This window comes from Sphingomonas sandaracina (assembly GCF_036663695.1).
Lineage (GTDB): Bacteria > Pseudomonadota > Alphaproteobacteria > Sphingomonadales > Sphingomonadaceae > Sphingomonas.
Map to the genome: position 1 here is coordinate 355414 of NZ_JAXOJK010000001.1, position 24270 is coordinate 379683.

General features: G+C 65.2%; 24 protein-coding genes. 12 read left to right on the forward strand and 12 right to left on the reverse strand.

Features of this window, described 5'->3' with window-relative positions:
* Positions 1-87: 87 nt before the first annotated feature.
* From U1707_RS01455 to U1707_RS01465, 3 genes are read left to right on the forward strand one after another with little or no spacing between them, the layout of a single operon-like run.
* Complete coding sequence (locus U1707_RS01455) at positions 88-1251, forward strand: bifunctional 2-C-methyl-D-erythritol 4-phosphate cytidylyltransferase/2-C-methyl-D-erythritol 2,4-cyclodiphosphate synthase (RefSeq protein WP_332798381.1); 1164 nt, start codon at positions 88-90, stop codon at positions 1249-1251.
* Positions 1248-1784, forward strand: a complete 537-nt coding sequence (locus tag U1707_RS01460) for a hypothetical protein (protein ID WP_332798382.1) — start codon at positions 1248-1250, stop codon at positions 1782-1784. The genes U1707_RS01455 and U1707_RS01460 overlap by 4 nt, the downstream gene beginning before the upstream one ends.
* Positions 1784-2299, forward strand: coding sequence for a CinA family protein (locus tag U1707_RS01465; protein WP_332798383.1), 516 nt, complete (start codon positions 1784-1786; stop codon positions 2297-2299). Before U1707_RS01460 ends, U1707_RS01465 begins: the two co-directional genes overlap by 1 nt.
* On the opposite strand, the gene U1707_RS01470 is transcribed toward U1707_RS01465, so the two are convergent.
* Positions 2245-2718, reverse strand: coding sequence for a type II toxin-antitoxin system RatA family toxin (locus U1707_RS01470; protein WP_332798384.1), 474 nt, complete (start codon positions 2716-2718; stop codon positions 2245-2247). The two genes, U1707_RS01465 and U1707_RS01470, sit on opposite strands and share 55 nt — an antisense overlap.
* Positions 2718-3644 (reverse strand): lipoyl synthase, encoded by a 927-nt coding sequence (gene lipA / locus U1707_RS01475; RefSeq protein ID WP_332798385.1) that lies wholly within the window; start codon positions 3642-3644, stop codon positions 2718-2720. Before lipA ends, U1707_RS01470 begins: the two co-directional genes overlap by 1 nt.
* A 173-nt stretch (positions 3645-3817) precedes the next feature.
* Between lipA and U1707_RS01480 the strand changes: the two genes are divergently transcribed.
* Positions 3818-4459 carry a carbonic anhydrase gene (locus U1707_RS01480; RefSeq protein ID WP_332799019.1) on the forward strand — a complete coding sequence of 214 codons (642 nt, stop codon included), beginning with the start codon at positions 3818-3820 and terminating at the stop codon, positions 4457-4459.
* A gap of 4 nt (positions 4460-4463) precedes the next feature.
* On the opposite strand, the gene U1707_RS01485 is transcribed toward U1707_RS01480, so the two are convergent.
* Positions 4464-5240, reverse strand: coding sequence for a polyphosphate kinase 2 family protein (locus tag U1707_RS01485; protein WP_332798386.1), 777 nt, complete (start codon positions 5238-5240; stop codon positions 4464-4466).
* 26 nt (positions 5241-5266) lie between these two features.
* Complete coding sequence (aspS, locus tag U1707_RS01490; protein WP_332798387.1) at positions 5267-7090, reverse strand: aspartate--tRNA ligase; 1824 nt, start codon at positions 7088-7090, stop codon at positions 5267-5269.
* A 91-nt stretch (positions 7091-7181) separates the two neighbouring features.
* Here aspS and rnd point away from each other — a divergent pair, with 91 nt between their 5' ends.
* Positions 7182-8357, forward strand: a complete 1176-nt coding sequence (gene rnd, locus U1707_RS01495; RefSeq protein WP_332798388.1) for a ribonuclease D — start codon at positions 7182-7184, stop codon at positions 8355-8357.
* Positions 8354-8650, forward strand: coding sequence for an I78 family peptidase inhibitor (locus U1707_RS01500; RefSeq protein ID WP_332798389.1), 297 nt, complete (start codon positions 8354-8356; stop codon positions 8648-8650). The genes rnd and U1707_RS01500 overlap by 4 nt, the downstream gene beginning before the upstream one ends.
* Before the next feature lie 28 nt (positions 8651-8678).
* Here U1707_RS01500 and U1707_RS01505 read toward each other — a convergent pair whose 3' ends face one another.
* The 4 genes from U1707_RS01505 to U1707_RS01520 are packed head-to-tail and all read right to left on the reverse strand — an operon-like array spanning position 8679 to position 14269.
* Positions 8679-10190, reverse strand: a complete 1512-nt coding sequence (locus U1707_RS01505) for a Ppx/GppA phosphatase family protein (protein WP_332798390.1) — start codon at positions 10188-10190, stop codon at positions 8679-8681.
* Positions 10187-12352, reverse strand: coding sequence for an RNA degradosome polyphosphate kinase (locus U1707_RS01510; protein WP_332798391.1), 2166 nt, complete (start codon positions 12350-12352; stop codon positions 10187-10189). Before U1707_RS01510 ends, U1707_RS01505 begins: the two co-directional genes overlap by 4 nt.
* Before the next feature lie 16 nt (positions 12353-12368).
* Positions 12369-13013 (reverse strand): HdaA/DnaA family protein, encoded by a 645-nt coding sequence (locus U1707_RS01515; protein WP_056482954.1) that lies wholly within the window; start codon positions 13011-13013, stop codon positions 12369-12371.
* A gap of 11 nt (positions 13014-13024) precedes the next feature.
* The gene (locus U1707_RS01520) at positions 13025-14269 is read right to left on the reverse strand and encodes a heavy-metal-associated domain-containing protein (protein WP_332798392.1); all 1245 of its coding nucleotides are present in this window, start codon (positions 14267-14269) and stop codon (positions 13025-13027) included.
* Positions 14270-14333: 64 nt separating this feature from the next.
* On the opposite strand from U1707_RS01520, the gene purM reads away from it, so the two are divergent.
* From purM to U1707_RS01540, 4 genes are read left to right on the forward strand one after another with little or no spacing between them, the layout of a single operon-like run.
* Positions 14334-15449, forward strand: coding sequence for a phosphoribosylformylglycinamidine cyclo-ligase (gene purM, locus U1707_RS01525; RefSeq protein WP_332798393.1), 1116 nt, complete (start codon positions 14334-14336; stop codon positions 15447-15449).
* On the forward strand, positions 15442-16014 hold the full coding sequence (purN, locus tag U1707_RS01530; RefSeq protein WP_332798394.1) for a phosphoribosylglycinamide formyltransferase: 573 nt from the start codon (positions 15442-15444) through the stop codon (positions 16012-16014). Before purM ends, purN begins: the two co-directional genes overlap by 8 nt.
* Positions 16011-16376, forward strand: coding sequence for an MmcQ/YjbR family DNA-binding protein (locus tag U1707_RS01535; protein ID WP_332798395.1), 366 nt, complete (start codon positions 16011-16013; stop codon positions 16374-16376). Before purN ends, U1707_RS01535 begins: the two co-directional genes overlap by 4 nt.
* The gene (locus tag U1707_RS01540) at positions 16373-16978 is read left to right on the forward strand and encodes a hypothetical protein (protein ID WP_332798396.1); all 606 of its coding nucleotides are present in this window, start codon (positions 16373-16375) and stop codon (positions 16976-16978) included. Before U1707_RS01535 ends, U1707_RS01540 begins: the two co-directional genes overlap by 4 nt.
* A 147-nt stretch (positions 16979-17125) precedes the next feature.
* Here the strand turns inward: U1707_RS01540 and U1707_RS01545 are convergent, their stop codons facing one another.
* The 4 genes from U1707_RS01545 to U1707_RS01560 form a co-directional block, all read right to left on the reverse strand.
* Complete coding sequence (locus U1707_RS01545; RefSeq protein ID WP_332798397.1) at positions 17126-17644, reverse strand: GNAT family N-acetyltransferase; 519 nt, start codon at positions 17642-17644, stop codon at positions 17126-17128.
* Positions 17644-18066, reverse strand: coding sequence for a nucleoside-diphosphate kinase (gene ndk / locus U1707_RS01550; protein ID WP_031393391.1), 423 nt, complete (start codon positions 18064-18066; stop codon positions 17644-17646). The genes U1707_RS01545 and ndk overlap by 1 nt, the downstream gene beginning before the upstream one ends.
* Positions 18067-18138: 72 nt before the next feature.
* Positions 18139-18585, reverse strand: coding sequence for a DNA polymerase III subunit chi (locus tag U1707_RS01555; RefSeq protein ID WP_332798398.1), 447 nt, complete (start codon positions 18583-18585; stop codon positions 18139-18141).
* Between the two features lie 151 nt (positions 18586-18736).
* Positions 18737-20212, reverse strand: coding sequence for a leucyl aminopeptidase (locus U1707_RS01560; RefSeq protein ID WP_332798399.1), 1476 nt, complete (start codon positions 20210-20212; stop codon positions 18737-18739).
* A gap of 203 nt (positions 20213-20415) precedes the next feature.
* Here U1707_RS01560 and U1707_RS01565 point away from each other — a divergent pair, with 203 nt between their 5' ends.
* A complete protein-coding gene (locus tag U1707_RS01565) occupies positions 20416-22683 on the forward strand; it encodes an LPS-assembly protein LptD (protein WP_443025629.1) in 2268 nt (755 codons plus the stop codon).
* A 93-nt stretch (positions 22684-22776) separates the two neighbouring features.
* The gene (locus U1707_RS01570; RefSeq protein ID WP_443025630.1) at positions 22777-24261 is read left to right on the forward strand and encodes a peptidylprolyl isomerase; all 1485 of its coding nucleotides are present in this window, start codon (positions 22777-22779) and stop codon (positions 24259-24261) included.
* The last annotated feature ends 9 nt before the right edge of the window (positions 24262-24270 follow it).

Sequence of the window (24270 nt, forward strand, 5' to 3'; positions counted from 1 at the left end):
GTGCCTGAAAAAGAGGCATCGCTCTACGGTGTCCCGCCGCTTTTCGCAAGACTGGCGAGTGTCGGAACGAACCGCTAGGTCGCGGGGATGACACAGACCCAGCGTATCGCCGCGATCATCGTCGCTGCCGGAACCGGCGTGCGCGCGGGGGGATCGCTTCCCAAGCAATATGCGCTGGTCGGGGGGCGGCCGATGATCGCCTATTCGTACGACGCATTTGCGGCGCATTCGTTAATCGGCGCGATTATCGTCGTGGTGGCCGACGGGCAACAGGCGCTGGCGATGCAGGCTCTGGGGCGCGACGCGACGATCGTCGTTGGAGGTGCGACACGGCGCGAGTCGGTGGCGAACGGGCTCGCTGCGATCGCCAACGCGACGCACGTGCTGATCCACGATGCCGCCCGCCCGTTCCTTTCTGCCGACGTCATCGATTCGCTCGTCGCCGCGCTGAAGACCAGGGACGCGGCCGTCCCGGTCCTCCCGGTGACCGATACGCTGGCGCGCGGCAGCGTCCTGCTCGGCGACATCGTGCCCCGCGCGGACCTTAATCGGGTGCAGACCCCCCAGGCGTTTGCCGTGGAAGCCTTGCACGCCGCGCACGCCGTCTGGCCCGCGGACGAAGAGGCCACCGACGATGCGCAGATGGTGCGGCGACTTGGCGTCGGCGTCGCGTTGGTGCAGGGCTCGACGATGCTCGAGAAAGTCACGCACCCCGAAGATTTCGCGGCCGCCGAAGCGCGCGCCAACGCGAACACGACGTATGAAACCCGCACCGCGATGGGGTTCGACGTCCACCGTCTGGAAACCGGCGAGGAGCTTTGGCTCGGCGGCGTTCTGATCCCGCACGACAAGGGGCTGTCGGGGCATAGCGATGCCGATGTCGCGCTCCATGCGCTGACCGACGCGTTGCTCGGGACGATCGCGGCAGGGGATATCGGCACGCATTTCCCGCCGAGCGACCCGCAGTGGAAGGGCGCCGACTCCGCGCAGTTCCTGCAGCACGCGGCCAAGCTGATCGCCGACAAGCGCGGGCGGATCGATTTCGTCGACCTGACGATCATGTGCGAGGCGCCGAAGATCGGGCCGCACCGTGCGGCGATGACTGCGCGGATCGCACATCTGCTTGGGCTCACGCTCGACCGGGTCAGCGTCAAGGCGACGACCACCGAACGCCTGGGCTTTACGGGCCGCGGCGAAGGGATCGCGGCACAGGCCGTGGCGACCGTACGTGTCCCTGGAATGCCAGCATGAGGGTCCGCATGAAGATCGGCGCGATGATCGCCGCCGTCGCGCTCCTCGCCAGCCCCGCGGTGGCACAGCAGCGCTGCATCACCGGACCCGAGGCCGAATCACTGACGCTGGTGGCGATGCCCGACATTATTCGCGAGACGGGGCGCGTGTGCGCTGCCCAGCTTCCTACCACCAGCCTGATCCGGCGGCAATCGAGTGCGCTGATCGGGCGGTACGAGACCGAAGCCGAGCGAGCCTGGCCGGCGGCGCGGGCGGCGATCGTGAAGCTGAGCGATCCCGCTGTGGATGCGCTGCTCGATTCGGACTTCGCGCGGCCGTTGCTGACGACCCTGCTGGTGCCGCAGATCGTCGGGCGCATCGCGCTGCGGGATTGCGGCACGATCGACCGTCTGGTCACGTTGCTCGAACCCCTGCCCCCTCGGAACACGGCGGGGATCGTCGTCGAGACGCTGCGCTACCTGAAATCGCAAAAGGCGCGGGGCGGTGCTATCTCGGTGGCGTCGTTACCCCTTTGCTCGGTGGAGACTCGCTGATGGATACGATCCTTCCCGCCGAACTCGTCGACGCCGCACGCAAGGTGATCGAGCAGAACCGCGCGATCGGCCGACGCGTGGCGGTTGCCGAAAGCTGTACCGGCGGGCTCGTCGCCACCGCGCTGACCGAGATTCCGGGATCGTCCGACGTGTTCGAAGTTGGCTTCGTCACCTATTCGAACGACGCCAAGCTGGGCGTGCTCAAGATCAGTTCGGACGTATTGGAGACGTTCGGCGCAGTCTCGATCGCGGTAGCCTGGAGCATGGCGCAGGCGGCGTTGAAGCAGTCCGGCGCCGATATCGCCGTCGCCATCACCGGCGTCGCGGGCCCCGGCGGCGGATCGCTCAAGAAGCCGGTCGGCACGGTCGTGTTCGGCCGCGCGGAAAAGGGGCGAGACCCCTCTGACGTCCACGCCGATCGCAAGGATTTCGGCGATCTCGGCCGCGGCGGCATCCGGCTTCAGGCGGCGTTGTGTGCGCTCGAGCTCTTGCTGCCGGACGCATCCGAACCGTAAAGCTCGGCGGCGCGCGTTTCGAACGCGCCGATCATTTTGCGCAGTGCAGCGCCGAATACCTGCCCGGCGATCATCTCGAACATCCGGTTCTTGAACGCGAAGTCGACGGTGAAATCAACCGCGCACCCTTGCGGCTCGGGTCGGAAATGCCATTCGTTGCGCAGGTATTTGAGCGGGCCGTCGACATAATCGACGGTGAGTTCACTCGGCTGGACCTTCTCTACGCGTGACGTGAACGTCTCGCGCAGGCCCTTGAAGCCGACGATCATGTCGGCAAGCGTTTCCGTTTCGCTGTTCGATCGCACCCGCATCGCGCTGACCCAGGGCAGGAATTCCGCGTAGCGACCGACATCCGCCACCAGGTCGAACATCTGCTCAGGCGTGTACGGCAAATGACGCGTTTCCGAATGCTTCGGCATCAGATGCGCGTCACGCCCAGCTTGGCGTCGCGGTTCGCACGAAGCTGTGCGAAGTCGTCGCCGGCGTGATAGCTGGACCGTGTAAGGGGGGACGATGCGACGAGCATGAAGCCCTTCGCACGAGCGATCGAGGCATAGGCGTCGAATGCCTTGGGGGGCACGAACTCGGCGACTTTCGCATGGCGCGGCGTGGGTTGGAGATATTGGCCCATCGTCAGGAAATCGATGTCGGCGCAGCGCATGTCGTCCATCACCTGATGGATTTCCAGACGCTCTTCGCCGAGCCCGAGCATCACGCCGGACTTGGTGAAGATCGACGGATCGTGACGCTTCACGCTCTCCAGCAACCGCAGCGACGCGTAATAACGCGCACCTGGACGGATCGTCGGATAAAGCCGCGGCACCGTCTCGAGATTGTGATTGTAGACGTCGGGACGCGCCTCGACGATCGACTCGATCGCAGCCTGCGCCTTGTTGCGAAAGTCCGGTGTCAGGATCTCGATCGTCGTCGTCGGGTTGGAAGCGCGGATCGCCTGGATCACCTTCACGAACTGCGACGCACCACCATCGGGCAGGTCGTCGCGATCGACCGACGTGATGACGATATGGTTGAGGCCCATCTGCGCGGCTGCATCCGCAACGTTCTGCGGCTCCATAGCGTCGACCGCGCGCGGCATGCCGGTCTTCACGTTACAGAAGGCGCACGCTCGCGTGCACGTGTCGCCTAGGATCATGACGGTCGCGTGCTTCTTCGACCAGCATTCGCCGATGTTCGGGCATGCCGCCTCTTCACACACCGTCGTCAGGCTTTTCGAGCGCATCAACTCACGGGTTTTTGCAAAGCCAGCGGAGGTCGGCGCCTTGACGCGGATCCAGTCGGGCTTGCGCGCACGAACCGGCGCAGCCATCGGGGTCATGTCGTTCATGGATGCCAGATAGCCCCGCCCTGCCCGTGAGACAATGGTGGCGGGTGACGGCGACGGGTTGGAACGACCGGACGAAACCGATAAATCATGGAACCAGTTTCAACATGACAAGTTTTTCATGTTGCATCGCAAACTGATATGGAAGGCTAACCGTGCCAACTCACTTTCCGGAAATGATCGAAGGCTATCACCGCTTCAAGGACGGCCCCTGGGAGGAGCAGCGCGAGCGCTGGAAGGAACTGAAGGACGGCCAGAGCCCCAAGGTGATGATCATCGCCTGCTCCGATAGCCGCGTCGAACCCGCACAGATTTTCGATACGCTGCCGGGCGAAGTGTTCGTCGTCCGCAACGTCGCCAATCTCGTACCGCCGTTCGAGACCGGTGGCGGCCATCACGGTGTCTCGGCCGCGATCGAGTTCGCTGTCACGCAGTTGAAGGTCGAAGAGATCGTCGTGATGGGCCACGAGAAGTGCGGTGGCTGCAAGGCGGCGCTGACTCAGGCGTTCGCCGATGCCGAGCGTGGTGCAGGCGGGTTCGTTTCCGACTGGGTGAGCCTGCTCGACGGTGCCCGCGAGAAGGTCATCGCGAAGTACGGCGACAGCGAACAGGCCGGCCGCGAGATGGAACTTGAGTCCGTCCGCACCTCGATCGCGAACCTGCGCACGTTCCCGTTCGTGACCGAGGCCGAGGCCGCCGGTACGCTGGCGCTCCGCGGTGCTTACTTCGGTATCGACAAGGGCCAGATGCTGCTGCTCAACGAGGATGACGAGTTCATCCAGGCCGAAGCGGCAGAGGCCAAGTCGGCGAAGGCCTAACGGGTCAGCGAAGGCCTAACGCCTTCTCCCCCACGCGTTTGACCTTCGGGTCGAGCGGTGGCGGAACCATCGACACGCCGGCTTCGAGGCGGTCCGCGATCAGCGTCAGCGCTGCGATCCGGGCCGCCTTTTTGTCGTTCCCGTCGATCACGGTCCACGGCGCAGTCGCGGTATCGGTACGCGCGAACATCTCGGCCATCGCCTCGAGATAATCCTTCCGACGCGACCGGTTATGGAAATCGTCGAGCCCCGTCTTCCAATGCTTCCAGGGATCGTCGAGCCGTGCCTTCAGCCGACGATCCTGTTCCTCCTGCGTGGTGTGGACGAACAGCTTGATCAGCGTCGTGCCACTTTCGACCTGCTGCGCCTCGAATGCGTTGATCTCGTCATAGCCGTGGCGCCATTCGGTTTCGCTAGCGAAGCCTTCGACGCGCTCGACGAGGACACGGCCGTACCAGCTGCGATCGAACACAGCGATGTGTCCGTTGCCGGGCAGGCGGTTCCAGAAGCGCCAGAGGAAATGGTGTGCCTTCTCATCCGCAGTGGGCGAGGCAATCGGCCACACCTTGTAGTTGCGCGGGTCCCATTCGGCGGAGAGGCGCTGGATGATGCCGCCCTTCCCCGCCGCGTCCCAGCCCTCGAACATGACGATCGCCCGCGCTCCGCCGACGATGTGCGCGACCTGGATATGCTCGAGGCGTTTCTGGAGCGCGGCCAGGTCATGCTTGTACTTGCCGTCATATTCGTCGCCGGCTTCGTAATCGGACAAGTGTATCGTCATGCGCTGCGCTCCATCACCGGTGTCGATTACCCTGCGTTCGGTGCGACCGCCTTGGTCACATCCTTCGGGCCATCGACGGTCAGGCGGATGTTGAGTTCCTTCAGCTGCTTGGCGCTGACCGGGCTAGGTGCGCCCATCATCAGGTCCTCGGCCTTCTGGTTCATCGGGAACAGCACGACCTCGCGGATGTTCGGCTCGCCCGCGAGCAGCATCACCATCCGGTCGATGCCCGGTGCCGAGCCACCATGCGGCGGTGCGCCAACCTTGAACGCGTTGATCATGCCGGCGAAGTTCGTGTCGACGTCGGCCTGTGTGTAGCCGGCGATCTCGAACGCCTTGTACATGATCTCCGGACGATGGTTCCGGATCGCGCCGGACGACAGCTCGACACCGTTGCAGACGATATCATACTGGTACGCCAGGATATCGAGCGGATCCTTGTTCTCGAGCGCGTCCATCTCGCCTTGCGGCATCGAGAACGGGTTGTGGCTAAAATCGACCTTCTTCGCGTCCTCGTCATATTCGAACATCGGGAAGTCGACGATCCAGCAGAACTCGAAGCGGTTCTCGTCGATCAGGCCGAGGTCGGCACCGATCCGCGCACGCGCGGCGCCCGCGAGCTTGGAGGCGGGCAGTTCCTTTCCGGCAGCGAAGAAGATGCCGTCGTTCGGGCCGAGGCCCATCTCCGCGATCAGTTTCCGCGTCGCTTCCTCGCCGTGGTTCTTGGCGATCGGGCCGCCGAGTTCGCCGTTCTTCTGGGTGATGTAGCCGAGGCCGGCATGACCTTCGGCGCGCGCCCAGTCGTTCATGTCGGTGAAGAATTTGCGGCTCTTGTCCGCGGTGTTCGGCGCTGGGATCGCACGGACCACGTCACCACCGGCGACGATCCCGGCGAACAGGCCGAAGCCCGAGTCGACGAAGTGATGACCGACGTCATGGATCAGGATCGGATTGCGCAGGTCAGGCTTGTCGCTGCCGTATTTCAGCATCGATTCGCGGTAGGGGATGCGCTTGAACGGGAGCGCAGACACTTGGCGTCCCTTCCCTTGCCAGTCGCCGAACTCCTCGAACACGCCGTGCAGGACGGGCTCGATCGCGTTGAACACGTCGTCCTGCGTGACGAAGCTCATCTCGAAATCGAGCTGGTAGAACTCGCCCGGCGAACGATCGGCGCGCGCGTCCTCGTCGCGGAAACAGGGCGCGATCTGGAAATAGCGGTCGAAGCCAGCTACCATCAACAGCTGCTTGAACATCTGCGGCGCCTGCGGGAGCGCGTAGAACTTGCCCGGATGGACGCGGCTCGGCACCAGATAATCTCGTGCGCCCTCGGGCGACGACGCGGTCAGGATGGGCGTCTGGAATTCGGTGAAGCCTTGCGAATTCATGCGATTGCGCAACGACGTGATCACCTGGCTGCGGAGCATGATGTTGGCATGCAGCCGCTCGCGACGCAGATCGAGATAACGATAGCGTAGCCGGATATCCTCGGGATACTCGGCCTCGCCCGCGACCGGCATAGGCAGCTCGCCGGCCATCGACTGGACGGTTGCGGCGGCCGCACGGATCTCGATCCCGCCGGTGGGCAAGTTCGGGTTCACGGCTTCGGGCGCGCGTGCGGTCACCTTGCCGGTGATCGTCACCACGCTTTCGCTCTTCAGACCCTCGATGACCTTGAACACCGGGCCGCTGACGTCGGTGACGATCTGCGTGATGCCGTAGTGATCGCGCAGATCGATGAAGACGAGATCGCCGTGATCGCGCTTCTTGTGGACCCAGCCGGAGACGCGGACCTCTTCGCCGACCTGTTCGGGGCGGAGGGCGGCGCAGTTGTGGGTGCGATAGGCGTGCATGATGGGTCTTCTCGGACGATAAACAGGTGGTCCGCGCTTCCCTTCATCACCCGCCTTTGTCAACCTCGGCGACCCTCGCTATGGAAACCTGATGCATATCCACCCGCTTATCTCCGACAGTGCCACGCTCGCCAATCTGTGTGCGCGCATGGCCGACGCCGACTATGTGTGCGTCGACACCGAATTCATGCGCGAGAGCACCTATTACCCGGAACTCTGCCTGATCCAGATCGCAGATGACAAGGAAGCCGCGGCGATCGATCCGATGGCGCCGGGCATTGACCTGAAGCCGCTGCTCGACCTGCTCGTCGAGAATCACGACGTGCTGAAGGTGGTCCATGCCGGCGGGCAGGATATCGAGATCGTCTACAACCTGACGGGTAAGACGCCCTTCCCACTGTTCGACACGCAGGTCGCGGCGATGGCGCTCGGCCAGGGCGAGCAGATCGGCTATTCGAACCTGGTCGACAGCTGGCTCGGCATCGCGGTCGACAAGGGCGCGCGGTTTACCGACTGGGCGCGCCGACCGCTGGACGCGCGACAGATCGAATATGCGATCGGCGACGTGACGCATCTCTCGAAGATCTTCCCGAAGATGCTGGAGCGGTTGCGGAAGACAGGGCGCGGCGTGTGGCTCGACCAGGAGATGGAGCGGCTCGGGGATACCGCCAATTATGCGAACGATCCGGATCTGGCGTGGAAGCGCGTGCGGATATCGGGGCGTAAACCTGATGTGCTGGGGCGGTTGAAGGCACTCGCGCGGTGGCGTGAACTGGAGGCGCAGGCAAAGGATCTGCCGCGCGGGCGGATCGTCAAGGACGAGACGCTGGGCGACATGGCCGGGCATCCGCCGAAGAAGCAGGCGGATTTGGCCCGCGTCCGCGGGTTGTCGGCGACCTGGGCGGGCAACGATATCGGCGGACGCCTGATGGCGGCGATCGAGGGTGCACAGGCGCTCGGCGAGGATGAACTGCCGCCGCGCGACGATCGCAAGCCGGGGCTTGGCAAGGAGGGATCGCTGGTCGCGGACCTCCTCAAGCTGTTGCTGAAGATCCGCTCCCGCGACATTGATGTGGCGTCGAAATTGTTGGCGCGGACGGATGAGCTCGAGGCGCTGGCTGCCGGCGTGCGGACCGGGCTGCCTATGCTGGAGGGCTGGCGGTTCGATCAGTTCGGGCGGGATGCGCTCGATCTTGTCGAGGGGCGACTGGCGTTTGCGGTGATCGGTGGCAAACTGAAGATGACGCGTACGGAGGATGCCGCATGAAGATCTTGGCAATCATCACTCTGCTGGCCGCGGCGGCGTGTACGCCAGTCGAGATGCGGGGCGAGACGCCTGTCGTCGCCCCGGTCACGGCCGGATGCAATCCCGCGTCGCTAGGCGATCTGGTAGGCAAGCGAGCCAGCGACGCGCGGGCGGACGTGATGCAGACCCGCTCGGGCGCGCGGACGCTTCGCTGGATCGCGCCGAACACGATGGTCACGAAGGATTTCCTGACCGATCGGCTGAATGTCTATGTCGACTCGAAGGGTCGGATCGAGCGTTTTACCTGCGCCTGAACCTGGTCCTCCCCTTGAAGGGGAGTATCTAGTCGAGGGCCAGCGCGGGCTTGCGGCCCAGAGCGGCAGCAAGGGCGGCGTGACGACGCTCCACCGCTTCCCCGTATAATCCGCGATCCTCAGGGCGCAGTGTGAGCGTCAGTGACACGCCGTCGTCAGTGAGGCGCGAGCGTTTCAACGGTCCGGCTAAACCGCCGCTCATGCGCTGGCCCAGTCGCATCGCCAGGCCCCAGGCAGTTGCGCTCTTTACGGCTGCAGGTGTGGCCAGCTTCCCGATCGTTTCGCCGGCGGACAGATCACCGCCTAGACTCGTGTAGAGCGCCTGCCCCAGCATTCCCCGGCCCGGCGCATCGATCGCTACCCAATTGCCGTGCAACGCGACCTCGACGCCACGTTCGGCGCGGAACTCCGGATTGGCACGCCAGCCTACGTCCGCAAGGAGGCATGCCGTGTGGCGGATGCGTGCCATTGCGGGCGGCTCGGTGGAGAACAACGGGGCGATCCAGCGATCGAGGAGGTCGCCATGCTCGGGAAAGCGGCCCAGCAGGCGACCCTCTTCGCGCGCGGCGACGATCAACGGGTCGAGCGCACGCGTGGCGGGCTTCAGATCGTCATACAACAGGCCCTCGCGCAGGCCATAAGCGGACACGATTGTCGTCTTGCTGCCCAGCTGACGCATCAGCACGCCAAGCAACGCTGCGGCGTCGGCAAGTGTGGCGGTACGCCCCGAGGAGAGACCGGGGATCGCCTTGAGGCGTGGCTTGGAGAGTTGCGGAATCGTTCGGCTAAGCCGCGTTATCGTCGCGGGCGTCATCGCATATTGGTGGATGATCGGTAGCGGATAGTCCGACAGTTCCATGTCGAGCCGCGCGAGCGCGCGCCACGATCCGCCGACGAGATACAACGGAAGCCCCTGCCCCTTCGCGGTCCAGCCGGCCTCGCGCACCAAGCGCGCGACGTAGCGGGCGAGCACCTTGCCGCGCTTCGCCCGGATCGGGCCGATCCGCAGCACGCCGAGAGGAAACGAGACGCGGTCCTCGATCTTGCCACGACGGACGCGGACGAGTTCGAGACTGCCACCGCCGAGATCGCCGACGATGCCATCCGCTTCAGGGATCGCGGACAAGACACCGTAGCCGGCCGCGCTGGCCTCCTGCTCGCCAGACAGCGTCTCGACGGTGAGCCCGAGTTGTTCAGCCGCGGCAATGAGTTCGCCACCATTCTTCGCATCGCGAACCGCCGCCGTGGCAACCGTGCGGAGGGTGGAGCATTCCATTTCCTTCGCCACCGCAGCGAACCGTGCGAGCGCCACGCGCGCCGTCTTCAGCGCGGACTTCTCAATCGACCCCGTCGCCGCCAGACCGCGACCGAGTCCGGCCAGCACCTTCTCGTTGAAGCGGATCGCCGGGAGCCTCGGCGGCCCCTGATACACCACCAGGCGGATCGAGTTCGAGCCGATGTCGATGATCCCGGTGCGCGGATGATCGTCGGTCTCGGTCTTGGGCGGGGAATTGCCGAACAGGATATTCGTGACGCTCATCGTTTTCGCCGGAGCGACAACGTCGGCACGGCATTGCTGGTCGCTAGCGAAGCACCACGGCCGGAGAGGGACGGGTTGGTCATGAAATACCGATGTAGGTTGAACGGACGGTCGGCGGGATCGACGCGGATATAGTCGCCGTCGGGTTGCAGTTCCCAGCTCTGTTCGTTGTCGATCAAATTGGCGACCATGACCTGATCGAGGATCTGGTCGTGGACGGTCGGGTTGAGGATCGGCAGCATATATTCGACGCGGCGATCGAAGTTCCGCGGCATCCAGTCGGCGGACGAGATGAACAGTTTCGCGCCGTCGTTGGGCAGCGCCTTCCCGTTGCCGAACGCCCAGATGCGGCTGTGTTCGAGGAACCTGCCGATCACCGATCGTACGCGGATCGTCTCGGACAATCCGGGCACGCCGGGACGAAGGCAGCAGATGCCGCGGATGATTAGGTCGATCTCGACGCCCGCCCCGCTCGCCTCGTACAGTTTTTCGATCACCGCTGGATCGACCAGCGAGTTCATCTTTGCCCATACGCCCGCCTGCTTGCCGGCTCGTGCGTTGGCGATCTCGACGTCGATCAGGTTCATCAGGTTCAGGCGAAGATCGCGTGGGCTGAGGCTGACCTTCGCCATGTCGGTCGGTTCGACATAGCCGGTGATGTAGTTGAACATCTGCGCCGCATCGCGTCCCACCGCGGCGTCGGCGGTGAAGAAGCTGAGGTCGGTATAGATCTTTGCGGTGACGGGGTGATAATTGCCGGTGCCGAAATGGCAGTAGGTGCGGAACGCCTGCCCTTCGCGGCGAACGACCAGCGACACCTTGGCGTGCGTCTTCCAGTCGATAAAGCCGTAGACAACCTGCACGCCGGCGCGCTCCAGTGCGGAGGCCCAGACCATGTTCTGCTCTTCGTCGAACCGCGCCTTCAGCTCGACGACCGCGGTGACGGACTTGCCCGCTTCTGCCGCGGTAATAAGCGCGTTGATGACCGCGGGTTGCTTGCCGGCGCGATACAGCGTCTGTTTGATTGCGACAACGTCAGGGTCGTTCGCCGCCTGTTTCAGGAATGCGAGAACCACCTCGAACGTCTCATACGGGTGGTGGACGACAATGTCCTTGGCCTTGATCGCCGCGAAGCAATCGCCGCCGAATTCGCGAATTCGCTCGGGGAATCGCGGGGTGAACGGCGGGAACTTGAGGTCGGGGCGATCCTCGTCGACCAGACCGTCGAGATCGACGATGCCGAGCAGGTTGCCGCTCTCGGTGATGATAGCGTCGGCGCCACCGAGCTCGTCCTTGAGGACCGCGGCGAGCACGTCGGGGATGCCCGTTTCGAGTTCCAGGCGGATCACGCGACCACGGCGGCGGCGCTTGATCGCGTTGGCGAAGTAGCGGACGAGGTCCTCCGCTTCCTCCTCGATCTCCATGTCGCTGTCGCGCAGGACGCGGAAACTGGCAGCGGCAAGGACTTCGTAGCCGGGGAACAGGACCGGCGCGAACCGCTTCAGGATCGATTCGATCGAGATGTAGCGTGCGGGCTCCCCGGGAAGGCGAACGAAGCGCGTCATCGTGTGCGGCAGCATCACGAGTTCGCGAACCGGCTCGTTATCCGAGCGGCGGACGAGATCGAAGATTACCGACAGGCCGCGGTTCGGGATGAACGGAAACGGATGCGCGGGGTCGAGCGCCTGGGGGGTCAGGATCGGGAAGATCTGATCGCGGAAATGCGTTTCGAGCCACTCGTCAGCTTCGCCCTCGACGGCATCGCGCCGCAGCACGAAGAGTCCGGCCTCGTCGAGGAGCACGCGCAGGTCGCCCCACACGGCCTGCTGGCTGGCCATCAGTTCGTCCGCCTCGCGGATGATCGCGGTTAGCTGCTGTCCCGCGGTAAGCCCATCCGCGGATCGCCGATCGACGTCCTGCGTCTGTTGTCCCTTCAGGCCGGCAACGCGAACCATGAAGAATTCGTCTAGGTTCGACCCCGAGATCGACAGGAAGCGGAGCCGCTCGAGCAGCGGATGCGCGGGGTTACACGCCTCCTCCAGCACGCGGCGGTTGAACGCCAGCCAGGACAGCTCGCGGTTGAAGAACCGATCGTTCGGCTCTGCGCCGATGGGATCATCGTCGTCTTCCGCTTGGCGGACGATATGTGCTGGACGGTTCATCGGGCCTCTGGGGGTCTTATGGTGGCGTGAAGAGCGGGAGGTCGAGAGCGAGTTGCGGCCGGAGGATCAGGCCAGCCTCGGTTAGTGTGGTTCGTGCTAGAGGAATGGACAAGCGCTTGCGGCGTTCCATAGCCTCCTGATCGAGCGCATCGACGGTTCGCGTTACGGTAATATGACTACGCTCGATTCTGGTCGCGAGCCAGTCGATCAGATCGGGCCGCGCGTCGAGGCTGCGGCGCTCGAACAGATGCGCGAGCAGCAGCCGCATGAGCTCGTCGTCGGGCGCGCCGATCGCTGCGATCGGGCTGGCGGCGAGACGCGAGCGGAGATCGGGCAGCTTCACCTTCCATTCCGGCGGCGCAGCGTCGGCGACGATCAGCAGCGGCTTGTGCTCCTCCTGCGCGCGGTTCCAGGCGTGGAACAGCTGCGCCTCGGGCACGCGCTCGGCATCGTCGATGATCGTGCCGCCGCTCTTCGCCGCAAAGATCCGCGCCAGCAGGCTGCGGCCCGATTTGCGCGGGCCGGTGAGGATGGCGGTCATGACGGGCCAGGTCGCGGTGTGCTCCAGCGTGTGGACCGCGCGCGAGTTGGAGGGGGTAACAAGGAAGGCGTCGTCGCGAGGGTCCGCCGGCCACCCGAGTGGCAGCGCGATTTGAGTCATCTTGGTCGCGCTCACCCTGTCGTCACGGTATCCGCGGGAAGGTCCTGCGGAAGAAGTTGGGAAACCCGGCGGATGCGGATCGTCTGGCCGGCGCCGAATACCTGATAGCCGCGGGCTTCGAGCGCGGACTTGAGCGCGACCGGATCGCCGTCATAGGCAACGCGCATCAACGATACGCCGCCGAGTGCGAGGCTGGTCGTGGCCGCCGAGCGGACGCCCGGGATCGCGCGGAGTGCGGCCTCGGTCGACGACACTGCGGTGGCTGCGGGTGTGTCGAACTGGACGATGATCGAGATACCCTCGCCGCCTGTCAACGCCGCCGTGTTGGCGTCCGCGGTCTCGTCGGTGGGCAGGTCGTCAATCACCGCGGCTTCGGGCGTTGGCGGCGGCGAGAGGCTGTAGTCGACGCGGAGCGAGCCGTTGCGACGCGCCTGCTGATACAGGTCGTCGATACGCTTCACGCCGGTGTCGAGCAGTTGCGGCAGGCCGTCGGACGTTCCTACACGGAGCGTGAAGCGGCCGATCAGGTCGTTGTCGGGGCCGTGGCGTGCTTCGAATACGCCGATCACCGGGCCGCCGGGCCATTGGCGATAGAGCTTCACGACTGGGGACAGCACGTCGCTCGCGCCATATTGGTCGAGGATCGTCCGCCACCAGCCTCGGCCGGGACGCTGCGTCTGGCCGACGTTGAGCAGGAGCGCATCGGGGCCCGAGCCTGACGGACGGACATAGTCGATGCTGCTGTTACCGGTGCGATAGCGCGCCCAGGCCTGCTGCCACTGCGTGCTCTGCTCGAATGCCTGGCCGACGCCGCCCGAATATTGGATCGGGACAACGAGCATGGGCTGCGAGCGATCGGCATAGGTCGAGATGCCGAGGAGCGATCCGGCGCGGGTGCGGTCGAACAGCACGCCTAGCTTGGCGATGTAGCGCAACGGGCCGATCTGTTCGTTCTCGACGACGATTCCCGAGACCAGCGAATCGAGCGTGCCGTCGGAGACGAGGCCACCACCACCGCCGAGACGGTTCGACAATTGTACCCAGGCCTTGCGCTGGGCGAGCCGCCAGCCGCCGTAGCGGGCTGCGGCGGCGGTCTTGCCCGCGACGTCGACGGTGACGCCGCTCACCTCGTACGCGCTGCCGCTGTCGACCGGGGCTGCGCCGCGGCTGCCGCCCTCGATCTGCGCGAGCACGGCTCCACCGCTGAGCAGGAGAGCGGCGCCGGCTAGGGCTGTGGGGAGGGTACGGATACGCATCAAGCGGGCCTTTTGGCGAAGCAGACGTGGAAATCCAAGCGCGATGTGGCTAGCAGCACCGATCATGACCGATACGCCAGACTCCGCCACTCCCGACACGGGCTCCTATACATACGCTCAAGCAGGCGTTTCGATCGCCGCGGGCAACGCGTTGGTTCGCGCGATCGCGCCGCTTGCGCGCTCGACGCGGCGGCCGGGCGCGGATGCCGATCTCGGTGGGTTCGGCGGCATGTTCGACCTGAAGGCTGCGGGGTTCGTCGACCCGTTGCTTGTCGCGGCCAACGACGGTGTCGGGACGAAGTTGAAACTGGCGATCGAGTGGGACCGGCATGAGGGCGTGGGCGTCGACCTGGTCGCGATGTGCGTCAACGACCTGATCGTGCAAGGTGCCGAGCCGCTGTTCTTTCTCGATTATTATGCGAGCGGGAAGCTCGATGCCGCCGTTGCAGAGCGCGTTGTCGCCTCGATCGCGGAAGGGTGCAAGACCGCCGGCTGCGCGCTCATCGGGGGCGAGACCGCCGAGATGCCGGGTATGTACGCGGACGGCGATTACGACCTCGCGGGCTTCTGCGTCGGTGCGGTCGAGCGGAACAATGTGCTGACCGGGCGCGAGATCGCTTCGGGTGACGTGATGCTCGGATTGGCGTCGTCGGGCGTACATTCGAACGGGTTCTCGTTGGTTCGGCGCCTTGCCGCCGATCGTAGTTGGAAGCTCGATCGCCCCGCGCTGTTCGACCAGGACCGGTTGCTGATCGATCATCTCATGGCGCCGACTCGGATCTACGTCGCCAGCCTGCTGCCGTTGCTGCGCGAGCGCCGGATCAAGGGACTGGCGCATATTACGGGCGGTGGCCTGCTCGAGAACATCCCGCGCGTGCTGCCCGACGGCGTGCATGCGGTGGTCGATGCGGACGCGTGGGAGCAGTCGCGGCTGATGGCGTTCCTGCAGGCGCAGGGTGCGATCGAGCCGGAGGAGATGGCGCGGACGTTTAACTGCGGGATCGGCATGGTCGTGATCGTCAGTGCCGACGAGGCTGAGGCGGTTACCGCGGCGCTTCAGGCGGCGGACGAGACGGTGTTCACGATCGGGCAAATCGAGACTGGGGCGCATGGCTGCACGGTTCGTGGGTCGGCGGGCACGTGGAGCGCGCGCGAGGACTGGACCGCGACGCATGGCTGACAAGACGCGCGTCGGCGTGCTGATCTCGGGGCGCGGATCGAACATGATGGCGCTGGTCGGCGCATCGCGTGCGGCGGAGTGCCCGTATGAGATCGCGCTGGTGGCGTCGGACAAGCCGGATGCGGCTGGGCTCGCATGGGCGCGGTCGGAGGGAGTGGCGACGTTTGCGCTGTCGCCCAAGGGTTTGGGGAAGCCGGCTTACGAGGCGGCGATAGATGCGGCGTTGCGCGAGGCCGGCGTCGAGATCGTCGCACTGGCAGGTTATATGCGGTTGCTGTCGGACGGGTTCGTGGCGGCGTGGCGTGACCGGATCGTCAACATCCATCCGTCGCTGCTGCCCAAGTACAAGGGGCTCGACACACACGCGCGGGCGATCGCGGCGGGGGATGCGGTCGGCGGGTGCTCGGTGCATGTCGTGACCGAGGAACTCGATGGCGGTGTGGTGCTGGGGCAGGCCGAGGTGCCGATCCTTGCTGGCGACGATGCTGATGCGCTTGCGGAGCGCGTGCTGGCGGCGGAACATGCGCTGTACCCGAAGAGCTTGGCGGAGTTCGTGACGCGATGACCGATCTGTCTCCCCTCGACCGCGTTCGTGCGGCGGCGCTTGCATTGCCCGAGACCGAAGAGAAGGTTTCACACGGCCAGCCGACCTTCTTCGTGGCCGACAAGCAGTTCGCGCAGTTCCGCGCGGATCATCACGGCGATGGACTGACGGTCGTGTGCGTGAAGACCAGCGGCACCGATGAACAGGCAACGCTGATCAAGGCGAACCCGACGGTGTATTCGCAACCGGCTTATCTTGGCGCTACCGGTTGGGTCGGAATGAATGTTGCGTGCGATCCGGATTGGGCTTTGGTCGAGGACCGGATCGCGCGGAGTTGGGAACTGGCGGCTCCTGCCCGCTTGCTGGAGGCTGGCGGGCGATGAGCACCGAGACTCCGACCGAACGCCGCGAGGCTGCGGCGACGCGCCGCCGCTGGGTGACGCTGGCCGAGGTCGTCGCGGTCGCGGGCGTGTTGATTGCGGCGCTCACGCTGTGGACCAACTGGTCGGATCACCGCGCGAACGAGGCCGACAAGATCGCCGCGCAGTCGAGTGCGGCGCGCGAGCGGACGAAGATCGATCTCTCTGCGATCGTGCAGGATGGCGGCAGCACGCTGTTGCTGAAGGATGCGCGACATGATCTTCAGGACGTGACCATCACCTTCCCGCGGGCGCTGGGCGTCTCGCCGCAGCGGCCGCCTGCCGAGCCGGTTATCGATGCGTCGTGGTTTTCGGCACCGTTGTTGAAGCTTACCGATGGCGGGTCGGATGATCGTGCGGGACGGCTGCCGGTGCTGGTCAGCGTGCAGTATTTCGATGGGGATACGACGCGGTCGGCTAGCGGGATCTACGATGTGATCTGGAAGACGCATGGTCGCAGGATACTGGGTCGCTCGTTCAAGCTCGAGGGACTGCGGGTTCGCCAGCTTGGCGGGGATCGGGCGAAGCTCGATGCGATCTGGGCGAAAGAGAGGCCGGCGGCTTGACCACCACCCCGGCGAAGGCCGGGGCCCAATTGGGAAACGTTTGCTAACGGAGTGCGGCGCGCTGTTACTATGGCCTTGCCACTTGGGCCCCGGCCTTCGCCGGGGTGGTATCGTTGCAGTGCGATGGGGCGCTTTCGCCACCGAACCTCAAACCGCTCGCGCGTAGACTGGGTCTTCGTGGAGGGTGGTGCCGACCGTAAACTGGCGGGCGCCGATTACCTTGAAGCCTTGGCGTTCGTAGAAGGTTCGGGCTCGAGCGTTCTGGTCCCATACGCCCAGCAGGATGCGGGTTCGCTCGTGCGAGGCGGCGTCTTCCAGGGCGCGGGCCATCAGGGCGACGCCTAGGCCGGTGCCTTGGGCTTGTTTCATCAGGTAGATGCGGCGGAGTTCTATGTCCGCGGGGCCGGGTTCGATCGGGAAGTCCGGCGCGGCCAAAACCGTGTAGCCGATCGGCGCGTGACCGGGCTCGTATTCAGCCATGGTGACGATCGTCGCGGGATCGGCCAGCCACGTCTCGAACGTGGCGATGCTATTCTTCATCGTGCAGTGGGCGACGATGTCGGCCCCGCTCAGCACGGTCGCGTAGGTATCGAGGAACGTGGCGGATGCGACGAGCGATAGCGCGGGCGCATCGCCCGGCTCAGCCCGTCGCAGCCGCCAGGTCATCAGCCGACGATTTCTTCGGGCTTGAAGAAGTACGCGATCTCGATCTCGGCGTTCTCGTCCGAATCCGAACCGTGCACCGAGTTCGCTTCGATCGACTCGGCGAGTTCCTTGCGGATCGTGCCGGGCTCGGCGTTGGCGGGGTTGGTGGCGCCCATGATGTCGCGGTTGCGCTGCATCGCATTCTCGCCTTCGAGAACCTGGACGACGACCGGACCCGAAATCATGAACGAGACGAGCTCGCCGAAGAACGGACGCTCCTTGTGGACAGCGTAGAAGCCCTCGGCCTGCTCGCGGGTCATCTGGATGCGCTTCGAAGCGACGACACGCAAGCCGGCTTCCTCGAGCATCTTGGTGACCGCACCGGTCAGGTTGCGGCGGGTTGCGTCGGGCTTGATGATCGAAAAGGTACGGTTCGCGGCCATGATGGTCACGGGCTCCTGTGTTGACGGTAATCGGATGCGCGGCGCTTAGGCGGGGCACGCGCCTAAAGCAACCTATGCGGCCTGTTCCCAGCGGCCGGAGTCGTTCTGCTTCCAGTAGCGGCGCTCGACACCGTCGTGGTCGGCGAGCGCCTTCCAGGCGAGGCGGGCTTCGCGGATGGCTTCGTCGTCGAAGATGTGGAAGGCGCGGTCAAAGGTTAGGATAAGGTCACGCCAACGACCGTCTACCACCGCGACGTTGCGGGCGGCGTTGGCGGGGGCGGTTTCTTGGATATCTTGAGCGATTAGAATGGGTTGGGCGGTGTCGTCGTTGCTGCCGGCTTGCGCGTGGGGGAGGAAGCTCTCGGGGGCGTAGGACCAGAGGAGGCGATCGAGGGCGACGCGTTGTTCCTGAGGTTCGGCGACTATCAGGAGGCGGCCGCCGGTTGCGACGACGCGCTCGGCGATGCGTGGGAGGACGCGGTCAAGGGGGCTGGTTAGGTGGTAGAAATCGACCTGCATTGTTTCCATCCCCTGCCCAACCCACTTCGTCATCCTGACGAACGTCAGGACCCAGAGCCTCAGAGCGCATCGTTTGGTATCCTGGGTCCTGACTTTCGTCAGGATGACGGGAGGGAGTTGGATTCCCCCTACCCGCCGTTCAGCCCTTGAATCAGCCCTCGAAATTATCGGCGACGAACTGGTCGAGCAGGCGCACGCCGTAGCCGGTTGCGCCCTTGTCGTGGTTGGTGCCGGGCTTGTCGGACCAGACCATGCCGGCGATGTCGAGATGCGCCCACTTCACGCCTTCATCGACGAAGCGCTTGATGAACTGCGCCGCGGTGATCGAGCCGGCGCCGCGGGGGCCGACGTTCTTCATGTCGGCGATCGGCGAATCGATCAGCTTGTCGTAGGCGGGCGACAGCGGGAAGCGCCAGAGCGTGTCGCCGGTGGTCTTGCCAGCCGCAATCAACTGATCCGCCAGCGCGTCGTCGTTAGCAAAGATGCCGCCATTCTCGGTACCGAGTGCGACGATCATCGCCCCCGTGAGCGTGGCGAGATCGACGATCGTGGTCGGCTTGTGCGCCTGCTGCACCCAGGTCACGCAATCGCAGAGCACCAAACGGCCCTCGGCGTCGGTGTTGAGCACTTCGATCGTCTGGCCCGACATCGAGGTGATGACGTCGCTCGGGCGCAGCGCGGCGCCGTCGGGCATGTTCTCGACCAGACCCATGACGCCGACGACGTTCGCCTTGGCCTTGCGGCTGGCGAGCGCCTTCATCGCCCCGGCGACGGCCCCTGCCCCGCCCATGTCCCACTTCATGTCTTCCATGCCCGCGCCGGGCTTGATCGAAATGCCGCCCGAATCGAACGTCACGCCCTTGCCGACGAACGCCAGCGTCGGCGCATCAGCGCCCGCGCCGTTCCACTTCAGTGCAAGGATGCGCGCTTCACGACGCGAACCCTGGCTGACGCCGAGCAGCGAGCCCATGCCGAGCTCGGTCATCTGCGCCTCGTCGAGCACGGTGATCTCGAGCCCGAGACCCTCGACGTCCTTCGTCACCTTCTCGACAAAGCTCTCGGGATAGACGACGTTCGGCGGCGACGTGACCAGCCAGCGCGTCAGGTCCAACCCGCCCGAGACTGCAGCCTGTTCGGCCCACGCCGCATCGGTGCCGTCGGGTGCGCCGGCGATGGTCATCTCCGTCAGCGTCGGCTTTGACTTTTCGGCCAGCTTGGTCCGGTACGTGTCGTAGCGCCATGCGCGCTGGAGGGCGGCGGCAGCAAAGTGCGCGGCAGACTTTGCCGTCGGCGTGGCGCCAGCCGAGAGATCGGCAACGACCGAGGTTGCGCCCGAGGTCAGCAGGCGTGCAGTGATCGCACCGCCGGCCTTCTCCCAATCGGCAGTCTCGCCAGCGCCGACTCCGACCAGCAACACCTGGCGAACGGCGCCATCGACCGGCACGAACAGCTCGACGACCGACCCCGCCTCGCCCACGAACCGTGCCGCGCGCCCCGCGCTGGTCGCCACCGCTTCGGCATCGCCGCCGATCGCGCTCCAGGTGATGCTGGCCACGCCGTCTCTCGCAACCGGTACGGCGATGATCGGGGCGTTGGCGGGAACGGTCGGGGCGAAGACGATCTGCATGGAGAAACCTCGGGAAGCTTTTGAACGGATGTGCGTACGCCATAAGTTGATGCCGCGGGTCCGGCAAAGCAAGGTGGTCCCCCTCACTGCCCGGTGATTGCAGCGACACGCTGGGATGAGATTGCAGCGAAGCCCCGGTGATGCGATAGGCGGGCTATATGGCGGCAAACGGCTGCCCAGTGCCAAAGGGGTTGGTTCGGATCGTGTTGCGTATCAACCTTTTGACCGGTTGCGCCCTTTCGCTCGTGCTGTCGGCCGGACTGGCCGCGGCCCCGGCGCAGGCCCAGGATTTCCAGAACCGCCCGGTCGCGCCACCGGTGGCCGACGCCCCCGTACCCAATGCGCCGGCCACGACGCCTGCCGAGGACCAGGTGCAGTTCAGTTCGACGGCGCTGGAATACAACACCAACACCGATATCGTCACCGCGACCGGCGAAGTCCGCATGTTCCGCCAGGGCAGTCGCCTGCGCGCCGACAAGGTCGTGTGGAACCGCAAGACAGGCAAGGTCGTCGCGACCGGCAACATCGCGGTCACCAACCCCGAGGGCGACATCGCCTATGGTGACGAGATCAACCTGACCGATTCGCTGAAGGACGGCGTAGTCGACAACATGCTCGTCGTGCTCGAACAGGGCGGACGGCTCGCCGCCGAACAGGGCACGCGCGACGCCGATGGTACGGTCAACCTGCGCACCGCGGCCTACACACCGTGCAGCGTCACGAACACGGCGGGCTGTCCGAAGGACCCGTCGTGGAAGATCACCGCGGTCCGCGTCACCTATCGCCCCGAGCGGAAACGCATCTACTACAACGGCGCGCGCCTGCACCTGTTCGGCCTGCCCAGCCTGCCGCTGCCCAAATTCTCGAACCCGGTCGGCGGCGAGAGCGACAGCGGGCTGCTGTCGCCCAACGGCGGATACAGTCGCGTCAACGGCCTAGAAGTCAGCGTCCCGTATTATTTTAAGATCGCGCCCAACCAGGCGCTGGTCGTCACGCCGCACATCTACAGCAGCGTGTTGCCGATGGCGCAGGTGGATTATTCCGCGCTCAGCACCAAGGGGGCGTTCCGCGTCCGCGCCTATGCGACCGAAAGCCGCCGCAGCGACGACCTGACGACCGCTGTTTCGACCGATACCGAGATGGCATTCCGAGGCTATGTCGACGGCGTGGCGCGGTATCAGCTCTCGCCCAACTGGACCGCGAGCGGATCGCTTCGCCTGACCACCGATCGCACGTTCCTGCGGCGGTACGACATCTCGCGCGACGACCGGTTGCGGACCACCGCCAGCCTTGAGCGGATCGACGATACCAGCTATTTCGCGGTCAGCGGCTGGTATGCGCAGACCCTGCGCGTCGACGACAGCCAAGGGCAGCAGCCGATCGCGCTGCCTGAAATCGATTATCGCAAGCGGTTCGACGACGGCCTGGTCGGCGGTAAGTTCCAGCTCCAGCTCAACACACTGGCGCTGACCCGCACCGATGGACAAGATACGCAGCGTGCGTTCGCCAGCCTGCAATGGGACCTGCGCCGGCTGACCAACTGGGGCCAGGAAGTCACCTTCACGGCGTTCGCGCGTGGCGACCTGTACAACACCAACGATACGCTCGCGACGACCAACGTCAGCTATCGCGGTCTCGAAGGGTTCAGCCAGCGGGCGATCGGTGCGGTCGCGGTCGACGTGAAATGGCCGTTCATCGGCACGTTTCTGGGTGGCACGCAGCGTTTCACGCCACGCGTTCAGTTGGTCGCCGCGCCGAAGGTCGCGAACATAACGCTGCCGAACGAGGATTCGCGCGCGGTCGATCTCGACGACACGAACCTGTTCTCGCTCAATCGCTTCGCCGGCTATGACCGCTTCGAGGATTCGTCGCGTGCGACCTATGGCGGCGAATGGGCGTTCGACCTGCCCGGCATCAGCTTCACGACGAATGTCGGACAGAGCTATCGGTTGAGCACGCGCCCGACGATCCTGCCCGATGGGACCGGGCTCAGCGATCGCTTTTCCGATATCGTCGGGCGGACCGAACTGCGCTTCCGGGATTTCGTCTCGATCGTCCACCGCTACCGGCTGGACAAGGACGGGTTTGCGATCCGTCGCAACGAGCTGGACGCGACGATCGGTTCGCGGGCGACCTATGTGCTGCTCGGCTATCTCAAGCTGAACCGCAACATCGACGCCTCGATCGAGGATCTGCGCGACCGCGAGGAAATCCGCGCGGCCGGCCGCGTGCAGTTCGCGCGCTTCTGGTCGGCGTTCGGGTCGGCGGTGGTCGATCTGACGAACAAGTCGGAAGATCCGCTATCCGTCAGCGACGGCTTCACGCCGATCCGTCACCGCCTGGGCTTCCAGTACGAGGACGACTGCCTTCGCCTGGGCGCGACCTGGCGGCGGACCTACAACGACACGGGCGACGCGCGGAAGGGCAACAGCTTCCTGTTGACGCTGGCCTTCACCAATCTCGGCCGCTAAGCCCGCATTCAGCTACGATGAGGCAAGCCTTGCCGGATGCGTCGCCATGACGTGACGACGCGGTCCGCTAGGCCGATGATGGGATATCGACACTTGAAGCATGATGTTCGACTGGCAGCGCGTGGCAGCCGTGTGATCGGGACGGTCGTCCTGGCAGCGCTCGCGGCGAGCGCGATTGCGCAGACTGCGCCGCGTTCGGCACCTACTCCGTCCAAGCGGGCCGCGTCCAAGGCGGTCCGGTCCCAGCCTGCCCCGTCCCAGCCCGCCCCATCTCAGCCAGCAGCCGACCAAGCCGGCTCGGGTCAGACGGTGCAGGATCAGAGCGTACCGGACAATACCGGCCTCGACATCCCGACCAACCTCCAGATCTTCGGTAAGGTCGATCCCAACGTTCGCAAGCCGACCGCGGTCGTCAACGACACGGTGATCACCGGTACCGATGTCGACCAGCGGGTCGCGCTCGTGGCTATGGCGAACGAAGCCAAATTGTCGGCCGAGGATCGCGAACGGCTGAAGCTGCAGGTGCTGCGCCAGCTGATCGACGAGACGCTCGAGATCCAGGAGGCGAAGACCGCCGATATCACGATCACGCCCGCCGAACTGACGCAGAGTTTCGACGGCGTGGCCAAGCGCTTCAACCGGACGCCCGCAGCGATGCGTACTTTCCTGCGCGAGTCGGGATCGTCGGAGCGGTCGCTGCGGCGTCAGATCGAAGGCGAACTTGCGTGGCAGCGTTACCTGCGGCGCCGGGTCGAGCCGTTCGTCAACGTCGGCGATGAAGAAGTGAAGTCGATCATCGATCGTCTTCAGGCGGCAAAGGGTACCGACGAGTTCAACCTCAAGGAAATCTATCTCGCGGCGACGCCGGCGAACGGCCAGCAGGTCTACGCGAACGCCAAGCAGATCCTTCAGGAAATCCAGAAGGGCGCGCAGCCGTTCGAATATTTCGCGCGTCAGTTTTCCGAGGCATCGACCCGGGCGGTCGGCGGCGATCTCGGCTGGATCCGTGCGGCGACCCTGCCGGGTCCGCTGTCCGAGGCCGCGACGTCGATGCAGGTCGGCCAGGTGGCCGGACCGATCGAAGTGCCGGGTGGATATTCGATCCTGTATCTGACCGACAAGCGCCAGGTGCTGACGGCGGATCCGCGCGACGCCAAGCTCAGCCTGAAGCAGCTGACGCTACGCTTCCCGCCCAACACCAACCAGGCACAGGCGACTGCGCGCGCGCAGGTGTTCGCCAAGGCGACGCAGGACCTGCGCGGTTGCGGTACGGTCGAGAAGGTTGCAGCCGGGATCGGTGCCGATGTGGTCGACAACGACACGGTGCGCATCCGCGACCTTCCGCCGCAGCTTCAGGAGATCATGCTGAAGCTGCAGGTCGGCCAGTCGACCCCGCCGTTCGGCTCTGCGGAACAGGGCGTGCGCGCGCTGGTGCTGTGCGGTCGCGACGAAGCGGCCGGCGGTTCGGTGCCGAATTCGGAACAGATCCAGGGGCAGCTCGAACAGCAGCGCGTCAATCTGCGTGCGCAGCAGAAGCTGCGCGATCTGCGGCGCGATGCGGTCGTGGATTATCGTTGAGCTTGGCCG

Excerpts from the sequence above, each read along its gene's own strand:
- U1707_RS01455 (WP_332798381.1), top strand. The coding sequence starts at position 88 with ATGACACAGACCCAGCGTATCGCCGCGATCATCGTCGCTGCCGGAACC.
- U1707_RS01460 (WP_332798382.1), top strand. The coding sequence starts at position 1,248 with ATGAGGGTCCGCATGAAGATCGGCGCGATGATCGCCGCCGTCGCGCTC.
- U1707_RS01465 (WP_332798383.1), top strand. The coding sequence starts at position 1,784 with ATGGATACGATCCTTCCCGCCGAACTCGTCGACGCCGCACGCAAGGTG.
- U1707_RS01470 (WP_332798384.1), bottom strand. The coding sequence starts at position 2,718 with ATGCCGAAGCATTCGGAAACGCGTCATTTGCCGTACACGCCTGAGCAG.
- lipA (WP_332798385.1), bottom strand. The coding sequence starts at position 3,644 with ATGAACGACATGACCCCGATGGCTGCGCCGGTTCGTGCGCGCAAGCCC.
- U1707_RS01480 (WP_332799019.1), top strand. The coding sequence starts at position 3,818 with ATGATCGAAGGCTATCACCGCTTCAAGGACGGCCCCTGGGAGGAGCAG.
- U1707_RS01485 (WP_332798386.1), bottom strand. The coding sequence starts at position 5,240 with ATGACGATACACTTGTCCGATTACGAAGCCGGCGACGAATATGACGGC.
- aspS (WP_332798387.1), bottom strand. The coding sequence starts at position 7,090 with ATGCACGCCTATCGCACCCACAACTGCGCCGCCCTCCGCCCCGAACAG.
- rnd (WP_332798388.1), top strand. The coding sequence starts at position 7,182 with ATGCATATCCACCCGCTTATCTCCGACAGTGCCACGCTCGCCAATCTG.
- U1707_RS01500 (WP_332798389.1), top strand. The coding sequence starts at position 8,354 with ATGAAGATCTTGGCAATCATCACTCTGCTGGCCGCGGCGGCGTGTACG.
- U1707_RS01505 (WP_332798390.1), bottom strand. The coding sequence starts at position 10,190 with ATGAGCGTCACGAATATCCTGTTCGGCAATTCCCCGCCCAAGACCGAG.
- U1707_RS01510 (WP_332798391.1), bottom strand. The coding sequence starts at position 12,352 with ATGAACCGTCCAGCACATATCGTCCGCCAAGCGGAAGACGACGATGAT.
- U1707_RS01515 (WP_056482954.1), bottom strand. The coding sequence starts at position 13,013 with ATGACTCAAATCGCGCTGCCACTCGGGTGGCCGGCGGACCCTCGCGAC.
- U1707_RS01520 (WP_332798392.1), bottom strand. The coding sequence starts at position 14,269 with ATGCGTATCCGTACCCTCCCCACAGCCCTAGCCGGCGCCGCTCTCCTG.
- purM (WP_332798393.1), top strand. The coding sequence starts at position 14,334 with ATGACCGATACGCCAGACTCCGCCACTCCCGACACGGGCTCCTATACA.
- purN (WP_332798394.1), top strand. The coding sequence starts at position 15,442 with ATGGCTGACAAGACGCGCGTCGGCGTGCTGATCTCGGGGCGCGGATCG.
- U1707_RS01535 (WP_332798395.1), top strand. The coding sequence starts at position 16,011 with ATGACCGATCTGTCTCCCCTCGACCGCGTTCGTGCGGCGGCGCTTGCA.
- U1707_RS01540 (WP_332798396.1), top strand. The coding sequence starts at position 16,373 with ATGAGCACCGAGACTCCGACCGAACGCCGCGAGGCTGCGGCGACGCGC.
- U1707_RS01545 (WP_332798397.1), bottom strand. The coding sequence starts at position 17,644 with ATGACCTGGCGGCTGCGACGGGCTGAGCCGGGCGATGCGCCCGCGCTA.
- ndk (WP_031393391.1), bottom strand. The coding sequence starts at position 18,066 with ATGGCCGCGAACCGTACCTTTTCGATCATCAAGCCCGACGCAACCCGC.
- U1707_RS01555 (WP_332798398.1), bottom strand. The coding sequence starts at position 18,585 with ATGCAGGTCGATTTCTACCACCTAACCAGCCCCCTTGACCGCGTCCTC.
- U1707_RS01560 (WP_332798399.1), bottom strand. The coding sequence starts at position 20,212 with ATGCAGATCGTCTTCGCCCCGACCGTTCCCGCCAACGCCCCGATCATC.